The 15289-nt window shown below is 60.4% G+C and carries 18 protein-coding genes; 15 read left to right on the top strand and 3 right to left on the bottom strand.

The genetic code is table 11. The features are described from left to right. The first annotated feature begins 400 nt into the window (after positions 1–400). The 8 genes from ASD02_RS01000 to ASD02_RS00970 all read left to right on the top strand — a co-directional run bounded on the left by ASD02_RS01000 (position 401) and on the right by ASD02_RS00970 (position 8178). Positions 401–1996, top strand: coding sequence for an ABC transporter substrate-binding protein (locus ASD02_RS01000; protein ID WP_025426001.1), 1596 nt, complete (start codon positions 401–403; stop codon positions 1994–1996). 214 nt (positions 1997–2210) lie between these two features. Beyond that, on the top strand, positions 2211–3215 hold the full coding sequence (locus tag ASD02_RS00995; RefSeq protein WP_025426002.1) for an ABC transporter permease subunit: 1005 nt from the start codon (positions 2211–2213) through the stop codon (positions 3213–3215). 10 nt (positions 3216–3225) lie between these two features. Further along, positions 3226–4134 (top strand): ABC transporter permease subunit, encoded by a 909-nt coding sequence (locus tag ASD02_RS00990; protein ID WP_025426003.1) that lies wholly within the window; start codon positions 3226–3228, stop codon positions 4132–4134. A 2-nt stretch (positions 4135–4136) separates the two neighbouring features. Beyond that, positions 4137–4991, top strand: coding sequence for an ABC transporter ATP-binding protein (locus tag ASD02_RS00985; RefSeq protein ID WP_025426004.1), 855 nt, complete (start codon positions 4137–4139; stop codon positions 4989–4991). Continuing rightward, positions 4988–5815 (top strand): dipeptide ABC transporter ATP-binding protein, encoded by an 828-nt coding sequence (locus ASD02_RS00980; RefSeq protein ID WP_025426005.1) that lies wholly within the window; start codon positions 4988–4990, stop codon positions 5813–5815. Before ASD02_RS00985 ends, ASD02_RS00980 begins: the two co-directional genes overlap by 4 nt. 271 nt (positions 5816–6086) lie before the next feature. Next, the gene (locus tag ASD02_RS00975; protein ID WP_025426006.1) at positions 6087–6434 is read left to right on the top strand and encodes a RidA family protein; all 348 of its coding nucleotides are present in this window, start codon (positions 6087–6089) and stop codon (positions 6432–6434) included. Between the two features lie 91 nt (positions 6435–6525). Beyond that, positions 6526–6840: a hypothetical protein gene (locus tag ASD02_RS37915; protein ID WP_144239133.1), complete on the top strand. Its 315-nt coding sequence runs from the start codon at positions 6526–6528 to the stop codon at positions 6838–6840. A 207-nt stretch (positions 6841–7047) separates the two neighbouring features. Continuing rightward, positions 7048–8178, top strand: coding sequence for an AI-2E family transporter (locus tag ASD02_RS00970; RefSeq protein ID WP_025426007.1), 1131 nt, complete (start codon positions 7048–7050; stop codon positions 8176–8178). 11 nt (positions 8179–8189) lie between these two features. Here ASD02_RS00970 and ASD02_RS00965 read toward each other — a convergent pair whose 3' ends face one another. Next, positions 8190–8987, bottom strand: coding sequence for a response regulator (locus ASD02_RS00965; protein ID WP_025426008.1), 798 nt, complete (start codon positions 8985–8987; stop codon positions 8190–8192). A 164-nt stretch (positions 8988–9151) separates the two neighbouring features. Between ASD02_RS00965 and ASD02_RS00960 the strand changes: the two genes are divergently transcribed. After that, entirely contained in the window at positions 9152–9376 is a 225-nt protein-coding gene (locus tag ASD02_RS00960) for a NepR family anti-sigma factor (protein WP_025426009.1), read from the top strand. Between the two features lie 123 nt (positions 9377–9499). Here ASD02_RS00960 and ASD02_RS00955 read toward each other — a convergent pair whose 3' ends face one another. Further along, positions 9500–9748 (bottom strand): glycine zipper domain-containing protein, encoded by a 249-nt coding sequence (locus ASD02_RS00955; RefSeq protein WP_025426010.1) that lies wholly within the window; start codon positions 9746–9748, stop codon positions 9500–9502. A 527-nt stretch (positions 9749–10275) separates the two neighbouring features. Here ASD02_RS00955 and ASD02_RS00950 point away from each other — a divergent pair. From ASD02_RS00950 to ASD02_RS00930, 5 genes are all read left to right on the top strand, one after another. After that, a complete protein-coding gene (locus ASD02_RS00950) occupies positions 10276–10599 on the top strand; it encodes a hypothetical protein (RefSeq protein ID WP_025426011.1) in 324 nt (107 codons plus the stop codon). A 58-nt stretch (positions 10600–10657) separates the two neighbouring features. Further along, complete coding sequence (locus ASD02_RS00945) at positions 10658–10855, top strand: CsbD family protein (protein WP_025426012.1); 198 nt, start codon at positions 10658–10660, stop codon at positions 10853–10855. Positions 10856–11494: 639 nt separating this feature from the next. After that, positions 11495–11659 (top strand): DUF1328 domain-containing protein, encoded by a 165-nt coding sequence (locus ASD02_RS36630; RefSeq protein ID WP_025426013.1) that lies wholly within the window; start codon positions 11495–11497, stop codon positions 11657–11659. 219 nt (positions 11660–11878) lie between these two features. Further along, entirely contained in the window at positions 11879–12382 is a 504-nt protein-coding gene (locus ASD02_RS00935) for a TIGR00645 family protein (protein WP_081788838.1), read from the top strand. A 60-nt stretch (positions 12383–12442) separates the two neighbouring features. Next, entirely contained in the window at positions 12443–13696 is a 1254-nt protein-coding gene (locus ASD02_RS00930; protein ID WP_025426015.1) for an FAD-binding oxidoreductase, read from the top strand. A 67-nt stretch (positions 13697–13763) separates the two neighbouring features. Here the strand turns inward: ASD02_RS00930 and ASD02_RS00925 are convergent, their stop codons facing one another. Beyond that, the gene (locus ASD02_RS00925) at positions 13764–14537 is read right to left on the bottom strand and encodes an SDR family NAD(P)-dependent oxidoreductase (protein ID WP_051509154.1); all 774 of its coding nucleotides are present in this window, start codon (positions 14535–14537) and stop codon (positions 13764–13766) included. A gap of 73 nt (positions 14538–14610) precedes the next feature. On the opposite strand from ASD02_RS00925, the gene ASD02_RS00920 reads away from it, so the two are divergent. Next, entirely contained in the window at positions 14611–15231 is a 621-nt protein-coding gene (locus ASD02_RS00920) for a TetR/AcrR family transcriptional regulator (protein ID WP_025426017.1), read from the top strand. The last annotated feature ends 58 nt before the right edge of the window (positions 15232–15289 follow it).

The following is a 15289-nucleotide window of genomic DNA, read 5'->3' as shown; positions in this document are numbered from 1 at the left end:
ATTGACCGTTTCTTGCGATTTTCGTCGAATCGCCGATCGCCCGGCCGGAGCGACACACGCAAGGCGGGTGCACGATGGATGCGGTCGGCACATGTGACCTGCTCCACACTCCCGCCTGTCACCGTCGCACTTCGGTCACGCCGTCACCGATAAGCCGGATCGGGATGTTGCACGCCGGCCGAGCAGCGGCCGAAAAAGCCCCTGGAAATGTCAGGGTATTCTAAAACAGTGGACAGATTTCCGGCTCCGCCATAGGAGGAATTTTTCGCATAGACAAATTTGTTTGGCGACTTATTGCAATGCGACGCCAAATGTCGTTCCATCCGGCCTTGACCGGGGGCAAACGTCATTCCGCGTCAGGAAAATACGAGAACAAGAACAAATCTGGGAAGCAAAGCTCATGAAAAAGCTCACTACACTCTTCGCAGCGACGGCGCTTGCCACGCTGATGGCCGGCTCCGCCTGGTCGAAAACGTTCGTTTACTGCTCGGAAGGTTCGCCTGAGGGTTTTGATCCGGGCCTCTACACCGCCGGCACGACGTTCGACGCAGCGGCGCACACGGTCTACAACCGCCTGCTCGAGTTCAAGAAGGGCACGACCGAAACCGAGCCGGGCCTCGCTGAGAGCTGGACCATTTCCGATGACGGCCTTGAATACACGTTCAAGCTGCGTCCGGGCGTGAAGTTCCAGACGACGGAGTTCTTCACTCCCACTCGCGAGCTGAACGCCGACGACGTCGTGTTCTCGTATGAGCGCCAGCTCAAGGCCGACAATCCCTGGAACAAATACGTGACCGGCGCTTCGTGGGAATACGCAGCCGGCATGGGCTTCCCGGAAGTCATCAAGTCGGTCGAGAAGGTCGATGACCTGACGGTCAAGTTCACCCTGACGCGCAAGGAAGCACCGTTCCTCGCCAACATCGCCATGCCGTTCGCTTCGATCCTGTCGAAGGAATATGCCGACAAGCTGCAGGCCGAAGGCAAGATGAACCAGATGAACCAGATGCCGCTCGGCACCGGTCCGTTCGCGTTCGTCGCCTACCAGCAGGATGCCGTCATCCGCTACAAGGCAAACCCCGACTACTGGGGTGGCAAGCAGAAGATCGACGACCTCGTCTTCGCGATCACCACCGACGCTTCGGTTCGCTTCCAGAAGCTGCAGGCCGGCGAATGCCACCTGATGCCGTACCCGAACTCGGCCGACGTACAGGCCATGAAGGCCGATCCGAACCTGAAGGTCATGGAACAGGCCGGTCTGAACGTTGCTTACCTCGCCTACAACACGACGCAGGCTCCGTTCGACAAGCCGGAAGTCCGCAAGGCGCTGAACAAGGCGATCAACAAGCAGGCGATCGTCGATGCCGTATTCCAGGGCGCTGCCCAGCCGGCAACGAACCCGATCCCGCCGACGATGTGGTCGTACAACGACACGCTCCAGGACGACACCTACGATCTCGACGCAGCCAAGAAGATGCTCGAAGACGCAGGCGTCAAGGATCTGTCGATGAAGCTGTGGGCGATGCCGGTTTCGCGCCCGTACATGCTCAACGCCCGCCGCGCTGCCGAATTGATGCAGGCTGACTTCGCCAAGATCGGTGTCAAGGTCGAGATCGTGTCCTACGAATGGGCCGAATACCTCGACAAGTCGAAGGCAAAGGACCGTGACGGTGCCGTCATCCTCGGCTGGACCGGCGACAACGGCGACCCGGACAACTTCCTCGACACCCTTCTCGGCTGCAACGCTGTCGGCGGCAACAACCGCGCTCAGTGGTGCAACCAGGAATTCGACACCCTGGTCAAGAAGGCCAAGGAAACGTCCGACCTGGCAGAGCGCACCAAGCTCTACGAAGAGGCGCAGGTCGTCTTCAAGCGCGAAGCGCCCTGGGCAACGCTCGACCACTCGCTGTCGGTCGTTCCGATGCGCAAGAATGTCGAAGGTTTCGTCCAGAGCCCACTCGGCGATTTTGCCTTCGACGGCGTGGATATTGTCGAGTAAGCTAATGAACTGATCCGAAAGGGGGCGTTTGCCACGGGCAAACGCCCCTCTTTGCATCTACTACAGTGGCGCGCGTCCTGTCAGACGCGCAAAGGTCGCTGTAGCAATTTGAGTTGCTGCATGTTTTTGCCCTCGAATCCGAAGGGTTCAAGGAAACATGCAGTGGTGCCAGCGCCGGGAGACAACGGCGCGGCAACGTGGCGCGGGGTAAAACATGTTTCGATTTCTCTTGGGGCGTTTGGCGGTCCTGATCCCGACTTTCATCGGGGTCTCCATCATTGCCTTCTCCTTCATTCGCATGCTTCCGGGCGATCCTGTCGCCCTGCTTTCGGGCGAGCGTGTCATGTCGCCGGAGCGGCATGCGGAAATTTCACACGCGCTCGGTTTCGACCGGCCGATCGTGATCCAATACTTCGATTATCTCTTGGGCGTCGTCCAGGGCGACTTCGGCACGTCGATCGTGACGAAGAAGCCGGTGATCGACCAGTTCTTCGAACTGTTCCCGGCGACGCTGGAGCTTTCGCTCTGCGCGATCATCTTCGCGATCGTGCTCGGCATTCCCGCCGGCGTCATCGCGGCGATCAAGCGCGGCTCCTTCGTCGACCAGACGATCATGGGCACCGCACTCGTCGGTTTCTCCATGCCGATCTTCTGGTGGGGCCTGCTGTTGATCATGCTGGTCTCCGGCATCCTGCAGTGGACGCCGGTTTCGGGCCGCATCTCGCTGATGTACTTCTTCCCGCCGGTTACAGGCTTCATGCTGATCGACTCGTTGTTGTCGGGGCAGGCGGGTGCGTTCAAGTCTGCGGTGAGCCATCTCATCCTGCCGACGATCGTGCTTGGCACCATCCCGCTGGCGGTGATTGCGCGCCAGACCCGATCGGCGATGCTTGAAGTGCTTTCGGAAGACTATGTGCGCACGGCGCGCGCCAAGGGCCTCTCGACCTTCCGTGTCGTCGGTGTCCACGCGCTTCGAAACGCGATGATCCCGGTCATCACGACGATCGGCCTGCAGGTGGGCGTCATGCTCGCCGGCGCGATCCTGACCGAGACGATCTTCTCCTGGCCGGGCATCGGCAAGTGGATGGTCGATTCCGTCTTCCGGCGCGACTACGCCGTCATTCAGGGTGGCCTCTTGGTCATTGCTGGCATCATCATGCTGGTGAACCTTGCCGTCGACCTGCTCTACGGTCTCATCAACCCCCGCATCCGGCACTAAGGAGGGCGATATGTCTCAAGCTGCTGCAACGAGCGCCGTTTCGACAGATCCGTCCCGCCGGGCGCGACTGGCCGAATTCTGGTACTATTTCTCCGAGAACCGCGGTGCCGTCATCGGCCTTGTGTTCTTCCTGTTCCTCGTCCTGCTCGCGATCTTCGCGCCGATCATCGCGCCGCATGACCCGACCGCCCAGTACCGCGATGCGGTGCTGATCCCGCCAGTGTGGCAGGAAGGCGGCCGTGCCGAATTCCTGCTCGGGACCGACGCCGTTGGTCGCGACATGCTCTCGCGCCTGATCTACGGCACCCAGTTCTCGCTGTTCGTCGGCGTCATCGTCACCACGCTCTCGCTGGTCGGCGGTATTTTCGTCGGCGTGATCGCGGGTTACTTCCGTGGATGGGTCGATACCGTCATCATGCGTGTGATGGACATCATCCTGGCCTTCCCGTCGCTGCTGCTGGCCCTCGTGCTGGTCGCCGTTCTCGGACCGGGCCTGACCAATGCGATGATCGCCATCGCACTGGTCTTCCAGCCGCACTTCGTGCGCCTGACGCGTGCTGCCGTCATGAGCGAGAAGAGCCGTGACTACGTCATTGCCGCGAAGGTGGCGGGTGCCGGCCACGGCCGCCTGATGTTCAAGACGATCCTGCCGAACTGCATGGCGCCGCTGATCGTCCAGGCGACGCTGTCGTTCTCGAGCGCGATCCTCGACGCCGCCGCTCTCGGCTTCCTCGGTATGGGTGCACAGCCTCCGACACCGGAGTGGGGCACGATGCTCGCCGAAGCGCGTGAGTTCATCCAGAGCAAGTGGTGGGTAGTGACGCTTCCGGGCGTTGCAATTTTGGTCACGGTGCTGGCGATCAACCTGATGGGTGACGGCCTGCGCGATGCTCTCGATCCCAAGCTGAAGAGGTCCTGATCATGGCGCTTCTCGAAATTGAAAACCTGGTCGTCGAATTCCAGACGGCCACCGGTCCCTTCCGCGCCGTCGACGGCGTGTCGATGAAGGTTCATGAAAAGGAAGTGCTGGCGATCGTCGGCGAGTCCGGCTCGGGCAAATCCGTGTCTATGTTGGCGGCCATGGGTCTCCTGCCCTGGACGGCCAACGTTACGGCCGACAAGCTGACGTTCAACGGACGCGACCTGCTCGGCATGTCGTCGTCCGAGCGCAAGAAGATCATCGGCAAGGATATCTCGATGATCTTCCAGGAGCCGGTCGCAAGCCTCAATCCGTGCTTCACGGTCGGCTTCCAGATCGAGGAAGTGCTGCGCATTCACCTCGGTCTCGACAAGGCTCAGCGGCGCAAGCGCGCCATCGAACTGTTCGAGGCGGTCGGCATTCCCGATCCGGCCGAACGGCTTGGGCACTATCCTCACCAGATGTCGGGCGGTCAGTGCCAGCGCGTGATGATCGCGATTGCCATTGCCTGCAACCCGAAGCTCTTGATCGCCGACGAGCCGACGACCGCGCTCGACGTGACGATCCAGAAGCAGATCCTCGACCTCCTGATGCGGCTTCAGGCCGAGCATGGCATGGGCCTGATCATGATCACGCACAATATGGGCGTGGTCGCCGAGACGGCCGACCGCGTCGTCGTGCAGTACAAGGGTCGCAAGATGGAAGAAGCCGACGTCCTGTCGCTGTTCGAATCGCCGAAGAGTAACTACACGCGCGCGCTTCTGGCAGCCCTGCCGGACAATGCGACCGGTGACCGGCTGCCGACCATCTCCGAACTTTTCGTCGATGAGCCGAGCCTTCAAGGAGCCGCCCGATGACCGTCGTTCTCGAAGCGCGCAATCTGGTGCGCGACTACCATATCCCCGGCGGCCTGATAAAAAAGGCCAAGACCGTGCATGCGCTCAAGGGCGTGAGCTTCTCGGTCGAACAGGGCAAGACGCTGGCGATCGTCGGCGAAAGCGGCTGCGGCAAGTCAACGCTTGGCCGCATCCTGACGCTGATCGATCCGGCGACATCAGGCGACCTGCTGATCGATGGCAACAAGATCGACATCACCAAGGGTGACCTGACGCCGGAGATGCGCCGCAAGGTGCAGATCGTCTTCCAGAACCCCTATGGCTCGCTCAACCCGCGCCAGAAGATCGGCGACATCCTCACCGAACCGCTGATCATCAACACCAAGACGCCCGCCGACGAACGTCGCGAGCGAGCGATGGCGATGCTGAAGAAGGTCGGTCTCGACGAGCGGCACTACAATCGTTACCCGCACATGTTCTCCGGCGGCCAGCGCCAGCGTATCGCCATTGCGCGCGCGCTGATGCTCAACCCGAAGCTTCTGGTGCTGGACGAGCCGGTCTCGGCGCTCGACCTGTCGGTTCAGGCGCAAGTGCTGAACCTGCTCGCGGACCTGCAGGACGAGTTCCAACTGACCTACGTCTTCATCAGCCACGACCTCTCGGTGGTGCGCTATATCGCCGACGACGTGATGGTGATGTATTTCGGTGAGGCCGTCGAATACGGCAGCCGCGACGAAGTCTTCGCTGATCCCAAGCACAGCTACACCAAGACGCTGTTTGCCGCGACGCCGCGCGCCGACGTTGCCAGCATCAAGGCACGGCTCGCCAAGAAACAGGCGGCCTGAGCCTTTCGGCGCCGTGTAACAAGAGCATTTCCAGGAAAAGTGCGGAGCGGTTTTCCGTCCGGAAGTGCGTAGGAGATGGAGCGTTTCCATGACTCTATCTAAAGTGGAAGCGCTCTAATAGGAGGCCGGGGAAAGAACGCCCCGGCTTCTTGGCCTTGCCGGGCCGATGGTGTAGAGCTTTCGCGCCGCCATTCACTTCTCGCCTTCCGGCGGCGGGCAGCCGCTTTTCGGTCGAACCATCAGCGTTCGACCCAACTTCAGGAACACGATCATGGAAATCAAGCGTTTCGAAACCGGCCCCCGGATGAGCCAGGCCGTGGTTTACAACAACACCGTCTACCTCGCCGGCCAGGTCGGCAATGCCGGTGACGATGTCGTGACCCAGACGAAGCAGGCGCTTGCCGAAGTCGACCGTCTTCTGGCGCTCGCCGGCACCGACAAGACCCGCATTCTCTCGGCCACCATCTGGCTCGCGGACATGGCCGACTTCCCGAAGATGAACTCGGTCTGGGACGCCTGGGCACCGCAGGGCAACACCCCGGCACGCGCCACCGGCGAAGCCAAGCTTGCAACGCCGGAATACCTCGTCGAAGTAATCGTCGTCGCGGCCGCTGCCTAAAGCATCTCTCGCAAAAATTGCGCGGCGCTGTTACGGTTCCGTCTAAACCGGAAACGCTTTAAGGCGCTTGGCGAAGCCGAGAAGGCTTTGCGTGATGTTATCTTTCCGCCGCCGTGCCCAACGCACGGCGGCGTTTTCTTTTGTCGCGACCGCCCCACCTGCGGCTCCCAGGCAGGAACCATTCGCCAGTCCGCACGTTTACCTGTGGTTCCATAAAAAAACGGGAGGGCTGTCGATGCTCTACTGGCTACCGCGGGTCTGCGTGGTTGCTTTTGCAGGTCTGTTGATCGGTTTTGGGTTCATCCCGCATACAGCCGTCGGCGTGGCGCACACATTGCTCATCATCGTCCTCGGCCTGGGGCTTCTGTCGCTGACCCTGCATGTGTTTCCGCCTGAACGGCACTGAGTGATCCGGTCCGCAATTCAAAGTGCTACAGCGACCTTTGCGCGTCTAATAAGACGCGCGGCGCTGTAGAGCGTTTCCAGTTTGGACGGAGCCGCAGACGCACTCTATCTCTTTCCTTTTACGTATTTCCTGACGGAAAACCGTTTCGCACTTTTCCTGGAAAATGCTCTAGGCGTGACGCATGACAAACAACGGCGAGGGACGGCATTGGACACATCCGGGCACACGGCTGCTTACTACAAGCTGAAGCGCATCGCCGAGGAGGAAAAGGCCTCGGTCGAGGCGGCACTTCCCGCCGAGCCGAAGCGGGACGGCATCGACCTGATGGTGGCCTGGAGCATCATCGGCCTCTTCGTGATCGCCGGCTCAGCCGCCGTCTACTCGATGGAAACGATCCTGATGCCGATCACGCTCGCCGTCGTCGTCGGCATCGTGCTCGGACGCGCGGCCGACAGCCTTGCAAAGTTCGGCCTGCCGCCGATCATGGGTGGGCTGCTGCTGGCACTGTTCTTCGTGCTTGGGCTCGCCTCGGTGGTCAGCGCCCTGCTCGGACCAATGACGGACTTGGCGCAAAAGGCACCGGCCCTGGCGGAGGGGGTCGTCGAACGTGTGTTACCCTTCATCGAGCGTTTCGAATGGCTGCGCCTGGCGGTGGCGCGAGGAACCGGCAACGGAGCCCTTGCCGACACCGTCATGAAGAACGCTGGTCCGGTTCTCGGCGTTGTCGCCGCCGGGCTGACGCCGGCCCTGGTCCAGACGCTGATTTTCCTTGCAGCACTCGGGCTCTTCCTGCTAGGTCGCCTGCATCTGCGCAGGACCATCATCCTTGCCTTCAACAGCCGGGAGCGACGTCTGAGCACGATCCGGATCATGAACGCGATCGAAACCGCACTGGCGCAGTATTTTTCGATCGCGAGCCTAATCTATCTGGCGCTCGGCGTCGTCACCATGCTCATCGCGCTGGTCGGCGGCCTGGCCATGCCACCGCTCTGGGGGTTGTTTGCCTTCGTCTCCAGCTTCATACCCTATCTCGGCGTGACCATGATGACGCTGGCCCTGCTCGTCGGCGGGCTGATGACGCACGAAGCCATCCTCCTGGCGCTGGCGCCGGCGGCCGTCTTTTTCGTCGTGCATCTGGTCATGGAAAATCTGGTGATCCCGTCGATCCTGGGCAACAGGCTCGAAGTCAACCCGTTCCTCGTCTTCGTCGCCATCATCTTCTGGACATGGATGTGGGGCGCGGTCGGCGCGATGCTGGCGCTGCCGTTGTCGCTGATCGCCATGACGATCTTCGAGGAGGTGCGCGAGCAGCAGCCGGAACGGCAGCTGCCGGCCTAAGGCGTGTGCGCTTATCCGCGTGTCGAGCGGGCGTGTTCGTCGAAGAACAGGGCCTGGCTGATCAGCGCCTTGACCATGTCCGGGTTGAACGGCTTGGTCACGAGGAAGGCGGGCTCCGGCCGCTTGCCTGTCAGCAGCCGCTCGGGGAAGGCGGTGATGAAGATCACCGGTACCGCCGCATCCTTCAGGATCTCGTTGACCGCGTCGATACCGGAGCTGCCGTCGGCCAGCTGTATGTCGGCGAGAACCATCTTCGGCGCCGTCTTGCGGTAAAGATCCAGCGCTTCCTTATGCGTGCGGGCAATGCCGGTCACGCGATGGCCGAGGCTCGTCACCATATCTTCGATATCGAGCGCAATCAGCGGCTCATCCTCGATGATCAGGACTTCGGTTGCCACCTGGCGCGAAATGTCTTCCGAGGCCACCGTCAGCAGCTTGGAAAACGCCGCCTGGCTCTGCCCCATGATCTCGGCGGCATCGGCAATCGAGAAACCTTCGACCGAAACGAGCAGAAAGGCCTGCCGTGCCGCGGGCGCGATCAGCGAAAGATTGGCGGCAGCCTGCTGTTCCCAGGCGAATGGAGAGACGTTCTCCGTCCGGTCGACGGAGACTTTCTCGAACAGCGAGCAGAACAGCTTGTAGAGGGAAATGCGGTCGTTGGAACCCTCCGGGAAAAGGCTGATGTCCTCGATCAATGCTTCCAGAATTGCAGCCACATAACCGTCTCCGGCCGCCTGCGAACCGGTCACGGCGCGGGAGTAACGGCGGAGAAAGGGAAGGTGTGGTGCAATACGGGTCGAAAGTGACATCAAGTACTTCCTTGGGTCTGATGTGATTCGCTTGTTTTCTGAGGACAATGAGCATCCTGCGAAAGACGTGAATGTTTTGAACACGTTTTTCGGCCTATGGGAAGCTGGCAACAGCGATGCGTGCTCGAGGTGTTTCGAGCGCTGTCTGGCTTAGGGGTTGTGGGATGGAGCATCCTGTGGACGAGCGTGGCGTAGGGGAAGAGGAAACGGCGAAGGCTGCGAGAGGCTCAGATCCGAACGGCTTGATCGGCTCGAAGCTGAAGGCGCTCTACCGCGCGATCGAGCAGGAGCCGGTGCCTGACCTTTTCATCGACCTTCTGCAAAAGCTGGATGACGCCGAGGCGCTTGCAGCGCCGCGCGTCAAACAGGACGCACAAACGACGCGGTAACACTTTAAACCTGCTGCAATTATGCAGTAGCCGTGCCGACGAAAAAGTTCTCCCCGAGTTGTAAGCGCAAGACATGAGAAACGGGCCGAAGCCCGCTTCCCTGGACCTCTTGACGTTTGCGCCTTAGCAGGCGGCCTCGTAGCGGCGGCCGTAGCGGTCGCGATAGATGCAACGTCCCGGCTCATTGGCATTGCCAACGAGCGCGCCGGCGACACCGCCGATGGCGGCACCGACCGCAGCACCTCTGACATTGCCCGTGGCTGCACCGCCGATGATTGCGCCGCCGGTCGCGCCGATCGCCGCGCCCTTCTCCGTTTGCGTGCATGCCGCCAAGGGGAGGATCAGGCTTGCTACGATAAGTATCTTCTTCATGACGCGTTCCTATCCGAGGTTTGCTTTGTTGAACATTGAAGGATGCATTCGGCCGAGACCGGTTGCGGGGGACTGATGACGAACAGAATGACGACAATGAGGCCGTTCGCCAAAGCGAACACGCCTTGCCGACGCCAGCCCTGACCCTGGCTTCGCGCCTATCTTAACCACCTTTGGAATGCTCGCAACGGTCGGATCCGCACCGCTCATCAATGTCTCCCTTGTGGTATCGCCACGGGTGCGGCGCTTGTTATTGCTGTGGAAACGACGATCACGCCGATTTGTTCCATTGGGCAAATTCTTCCCAGACCTGTCGTCGATCCGGGGATTTGAAGGGCCGCCAGCGGCAATTGCTCCGACGTGCGCCTGCGACCTGTTTCGCCAGCCGCAACCATCGCGCTGGGCATGAAATACCGCGTCGAGTGCTCGCTCCAGCGAAGGCATCGACGAAATTTGATTCGGCCCATGGAACTTCGCGCCGTTCATAACCGTTTGCTGTTCACGTTTTTGATGGAAGGAGCATGCGGATGGAACATATCGCTGCCATCATGGTCCTCGTCGGTTGCATGCAGGGCGACGCCGCCTGCCGTGAAGTCCCGACACCGGTCGTCGGTTTTGAGACTGTCGAGGAATTTCATGAATTGCTTTCGCCGTCGATCGAGGAGGTCGGCAAGGCGTTCAAGAGCGCCTATGGCAAATGTGCCGAAGTCGATCCCGCCCTGTTTGTCGAGGATGCGACGATAGAATGGTGGATCACGCCTTCGCGTCAGCTTGAAGTCAATGTGATCGCTGACGACGGCACCTACGCTGTTGCTGCCCGCACGGACGACAAGCCGAAGTTCCGCAACTAAAGCATCTCCAGGAAAAGTGCGAAGCGATTCTCCGTCGCCGCGCTGAAAGGATCAAAGCATGAACTGGGACATCATTCAGGGCAAATGGGCGGAGTTGAAGGGCAAGGCTCAGATCGAATGGGGCAAGCTGACCAATGACGATCTCGATGTCATCGACGGGCGGCGCAAGGAACTTGCCGGCCGTATCCAGGCCCGCTACGGCATCGCCCGCGATGAAGCCGAACGCCAGATCGACGACTGGGCTTCCCGCCACTGAGAGGCGAACCCGACCGAGCCGAAAGGCCAAAAGCAAACGCCGCCGTGGTGATCGACCGTCGCGGCGTTTGCTTTTGGTTTTTGAGCCCCCACAGCCCCGCGCGTCTTATTAGACGCGCAAGGGTCGCTGTAGCACTTTGAATTGCTGCATGTTTTTATCCTTAATCGAATAGGATTTAAGGAAACAGGCAGTAGCGGAAGAACGGCGCTGCGCAATTATCTCTTCGGTTTCGGCTCGGTCTTTTTCAGTTTTTCGAGAAGATTGTTTAAGTTCTGGCTCGGTTTGTCTGTGTTGTGCGCGTAGAGATCACGCATCGTTCTACCGATGTGAAGATTACTGTCCGGCGTTTCGGCGTTTCGGCGCGCTGTTTCAGCTGCGGACTTCCAAATATGTGACATTGGCATCTTCATGTCGAACCCGCTTCATTCCTTGAGGGAACAACGTAAGACTATCACGAAGGTTCCTGGCGAATTTCGCCTCGGCTGTGCCAAATCGAGACTGTTTTGGCGATCATGGTTAACAGATGGTTTCGAACCTCCGGGGCGGGATTGAAGATTTCATCGTTGCTTGCGTCGGTGCTGGAACAAAATAGGCGGTCATGACGTTTCATTTCCAGCGACGCATACAAGGAGATATCCTATGCTTTACTACGCTCTCGTCTTTCTGGTAGTAGCAATTATCGCAGGTGTACTTGGTTTTGGCGGTATTGCCGGTGCTTCCGCAGGTATTGCACAGATCCTGTTCTTCCTATTCCTCGCCTTCCTGGTGATCTCGCTGGTCGTGGGGCTCATGCGCAGAACCTGATCCAGGCGCTGGTAACGCATTAAACCTGCTGCATAATTATCTGCTTAAATCGATTCAGCTTTAAGGATTTATGCAGTAGGAAATCAACAAGGGACGAATGTCGAAAGACTTCGTCCCTTTCGCATGTCGCGATGCTCCGGTTACATCCCTTGCCCTCCCAGGTGTGCTTGGCTATTCATGCCGAAACGGATCTGACGCGCACCAAGGAATGCGGAACACATGAAATCGCTGGAGCTCCTCGTAGAGCGGATCATTCTGTCCAGTCGCTGGCTGCTGGTCATTTTCTATCTCGGGCTTGTTGCAGCGTTGGCGCTCTACGGCATTTCGTTCATGTACAAGTTCCTGAAGATCGCCGGCATGGTCTTCGTCTACGACGATGCCCAGATGATCCTGTCGATGCTCGGCCTGATCGATGCCGCCCTAGTGGCGAGCCTGATCGTCATGGTGATGATCTCAGGATACGAGAACTTCGTCAGCCGCTTCGACGAGGCTGATGCCGAGGTCTCCTTCCTCGGCAAGCTCGACGCCGGCAGCCTGAAGATCAAGGTCGCATCGTCGATCGTCGCGATCTCGTCCATCCATCTTCTGCAGATCTTCCTCAACACGCAGCAATATACCAGCCAGCAACTGATGTGGGCGACGATCATGCATCTCGCTTTCGTGGTTTCGGCGGTTCTGCTCGGTTATCTCGAGCAGATCATGAATGGGCTGAAGAAGAAGTAGCTTGGGCCGAGCGGCGTGCATCGCTGCTGATGGTCTTGATCGAGTAGCGGGGCACTGGACATGAAGACTGACGTAGTGGTTCTCGGCGCCGGCATCGTCGGCATATCGACCGCCATCCATCTGGCGCGGCGCGGCAAGTCGGTGGTGCTGCTTGATCGTCGCGGTGCGGGCGAAGAGACATCCTACGGCAATGCCGGCCTGATCCAGCGCGAGGGCGTGTTTCCCTACGGCTTCCCGCATGATTTCGGGGCATTGTTCCGCTACGCGCTGAACAACACCATCGACGCGCACTACCATATTCGCGCGCTGCCGGGGCTGGTGCCGTTCCTGGCGCGCTACTGGTGGCATTCCGGCTTCACCCAGCACCAGCGCATCGCCAACATGTATGCGCCGCTGATCGAAAATTCGATCGCCGAGCATGAGGATCTCATCAATGCATCCGGCGCGGGCGACCTGATCCGCAAGGACGGCTGGATGAAGGTCTTCCGCACCGAGAAGGAGCGCGACGCGGCCTACAAGGATGCCGAGAAGCTGTCGACCGGTTTCGGCGTCAATCATCAGAAACTCTCGACCAGCGAATTGAAGACCCTGGAGCCTTCGATCAGGGCCGATCTCGTCGGTGGCCTGCGTTGGAGCGACCCATGGTCGATCCGCGATCCGCACAGCCTCAACAAGGCCTATCTCACCTATTTCCAGTCGCTCGGCGGCCGGCTGGTTTCCGGGGACGCGGCGACGGTGGAACACATTCTCGAAGGTCCGGGCTGGCGGGTCGCGACCCCGGAAGGGCCGCTCGAGGCGCATGAAGTCGTCGTCGCACTTGGTCCTTGGGCCGATACGGTCACGCGCAAGCTCGGCTACCATTTCCCGGTTGCCGTCAAGCGCGGTTATCACATGCATTACGGCATGCAGGAGGGCGCCCAGCTCAACAATTGGGTACTGGATGCCGAGAAGGGCTATTTCCTGGCGCCGATGCTGCGCGGCATCCGCCTGACGACGGGGGCGGAATTTGCCTGGCGCGATGCGCCGAAGACGCCGGTTCAGCTCACCCGCGCCGAGCGTGTAGCGCGCGAGTTCTTCCCACTGGCCGAGCGCCGCGACGAAGAACCGTGGATGGGCGCTCGCCCGTGCACGCCTGACATGATGCCGATCATCGGCAAGGCGCCGCGTCACCAGGGCCTGTGGTTCGCCTTCGGTCATGCCCATCACGGCATGACGCTCGGCCCGGTCACCGGCCGGGCGCTCGCCGAAGCCATGACCGGCGAGAAGACGGTGATCGACATCGCCCCCTATCGCCCGGAGCGCTTCTTCTCCTGATCGTTTATCCGATCGCCAAAAGGGGCCGGGAGCATCGCTTCCGGCCTCTTCTGCATTTGGTCGCCGGTCAGGCGTTCGTGCCGCCGTCGATGGTGAATTCGGCGCCGGTCACGCCCCGGCCTTCGGGCCCGGCAAGCCAGGCGACGAGGCTCGCCACCTCGCTCGCATCGTTGAACCGGGGGATTGCCATCAAGCCGCGTTGCGGATCCGCATGCGCGCCGTCCTGCGGATTCATGTCAGTATTGGTCGAGCCGGGATGGACGATGTTGACGGTGATGCTCTTCGGTCCGAGGTCACGCGCGACCGCCTTGGTAAAGCCGACGAGCGCCGACTTGCTGAGCGCATAGAGGCTGATGCCCGGAAAGGGAACGCGCTGCGCCAGATTGCTGCCGATCGAAATGATGCGTCCGCCTTCCGGCATATGTTTTGCCGCAGCGCTCGTGGCCAGTACCACCGCCTTCACATTGACATCGACCGTGCGGTCGAAATCGTCCGCGGTCACGTCCGTAATGGCGGCTGCTTCATAAATGCCAGCATTGTTGACCAGAATGTCGATGTGGCCGTGCCGCTCGACGACCGTCTGGACGGCGGTCTCCACCGCCTTTGCATCTCGATTGTCGGCGCGTACGGCGAGCGCCTTGCCGCCCGCGCGCTCGATTTCGGCGACCAGTGCATCGGCCTTTGCCTGCGACTGCCCGTAGGTGATGGCGACAATGGCGCCCTCACTTGCCAGCCGCCTGGCGATCGCCGCACCAATGCCGCGTCCGCCGCCTGTCACCAACGCGACCTTGTTTTTCAGATTCGACACGCTCTTGCTCCGTATTTGTAGTGATCGATACATATATACGCGGCGACTTGCCTCCCGCTGTCAAGTCATTTATGTATTGATCGATACAAAAAAAGGAGTTCATGCGATGTCCAGCCGTGGCCGGCCGCGCAATTTTTCGCGTGAGGAAGCGCTGAGGAGCGCGATGGAAATCTTCTGGGACAAGGGTTTCGACAACACCTCGCTTGCCGATCTGACGCGGGTGATGGGGCTCAATCCGCCGAGCCTTTACGCTGCCTTCGGCAGCAAGGCGAAGCTTTTCCTCGAGGCCGTCGACCTCTATGGCCGGACCGATGGCGCCGGTATCTGGGAGTTTCTGGACAGCGCACCGACGGCAAAGGAGGCGGTGCACGACCTATTGCGCCGGTCGGCCGAGAATTTTACCCAATGGGCCGAGCCACGCGGCTGCATGGTGGTGCTCTCTGCCCCGCAGATGGAGGGGGTCGACCCGGCGGTGTGCAACGGTCTGAAGGCGCGCCGGCTGGAAAAGCAGGCGGCATTAGAGCAGCGTCTCGAGCGTGGCGTGGCGGAAGGTGATCTGCCCGCGGGAACGGCCTGCGACGACATCGCCGCCTATGTCACGTCGATCCAGCATGGAATGTCGATCCACGCCCGCGACGGAGCCTCGCGTCAGACCCTGATGGCAATCGCCGATTGTTGCGCGGCGGGGTGGGACGCGATGGTCAAGGCGTCATCGACGAGAGAATGACGAGATCTGCTGTCGATGACGGCCGATAAGCGTCGTCTCAATTGATCGCGGTCGCCCC

The sequence above is a fragment of the Ensifer sp. Root1252 genome, assembly GCF_001425885.1.
In the GTDB taxonomy this organism is placed as follows: domain Bacteria; phylum Pseudomonadota; class Alphaproteobacteria; order Rhizobiales; family Rhizobiaceae; genus Ensifer; species Ensifer canadensis.
The sequence above is the reverse complement of the archived record's forward strand: the minus strand, read 5'-3'. Positions and strand labels throughout refer to the sequence as shown.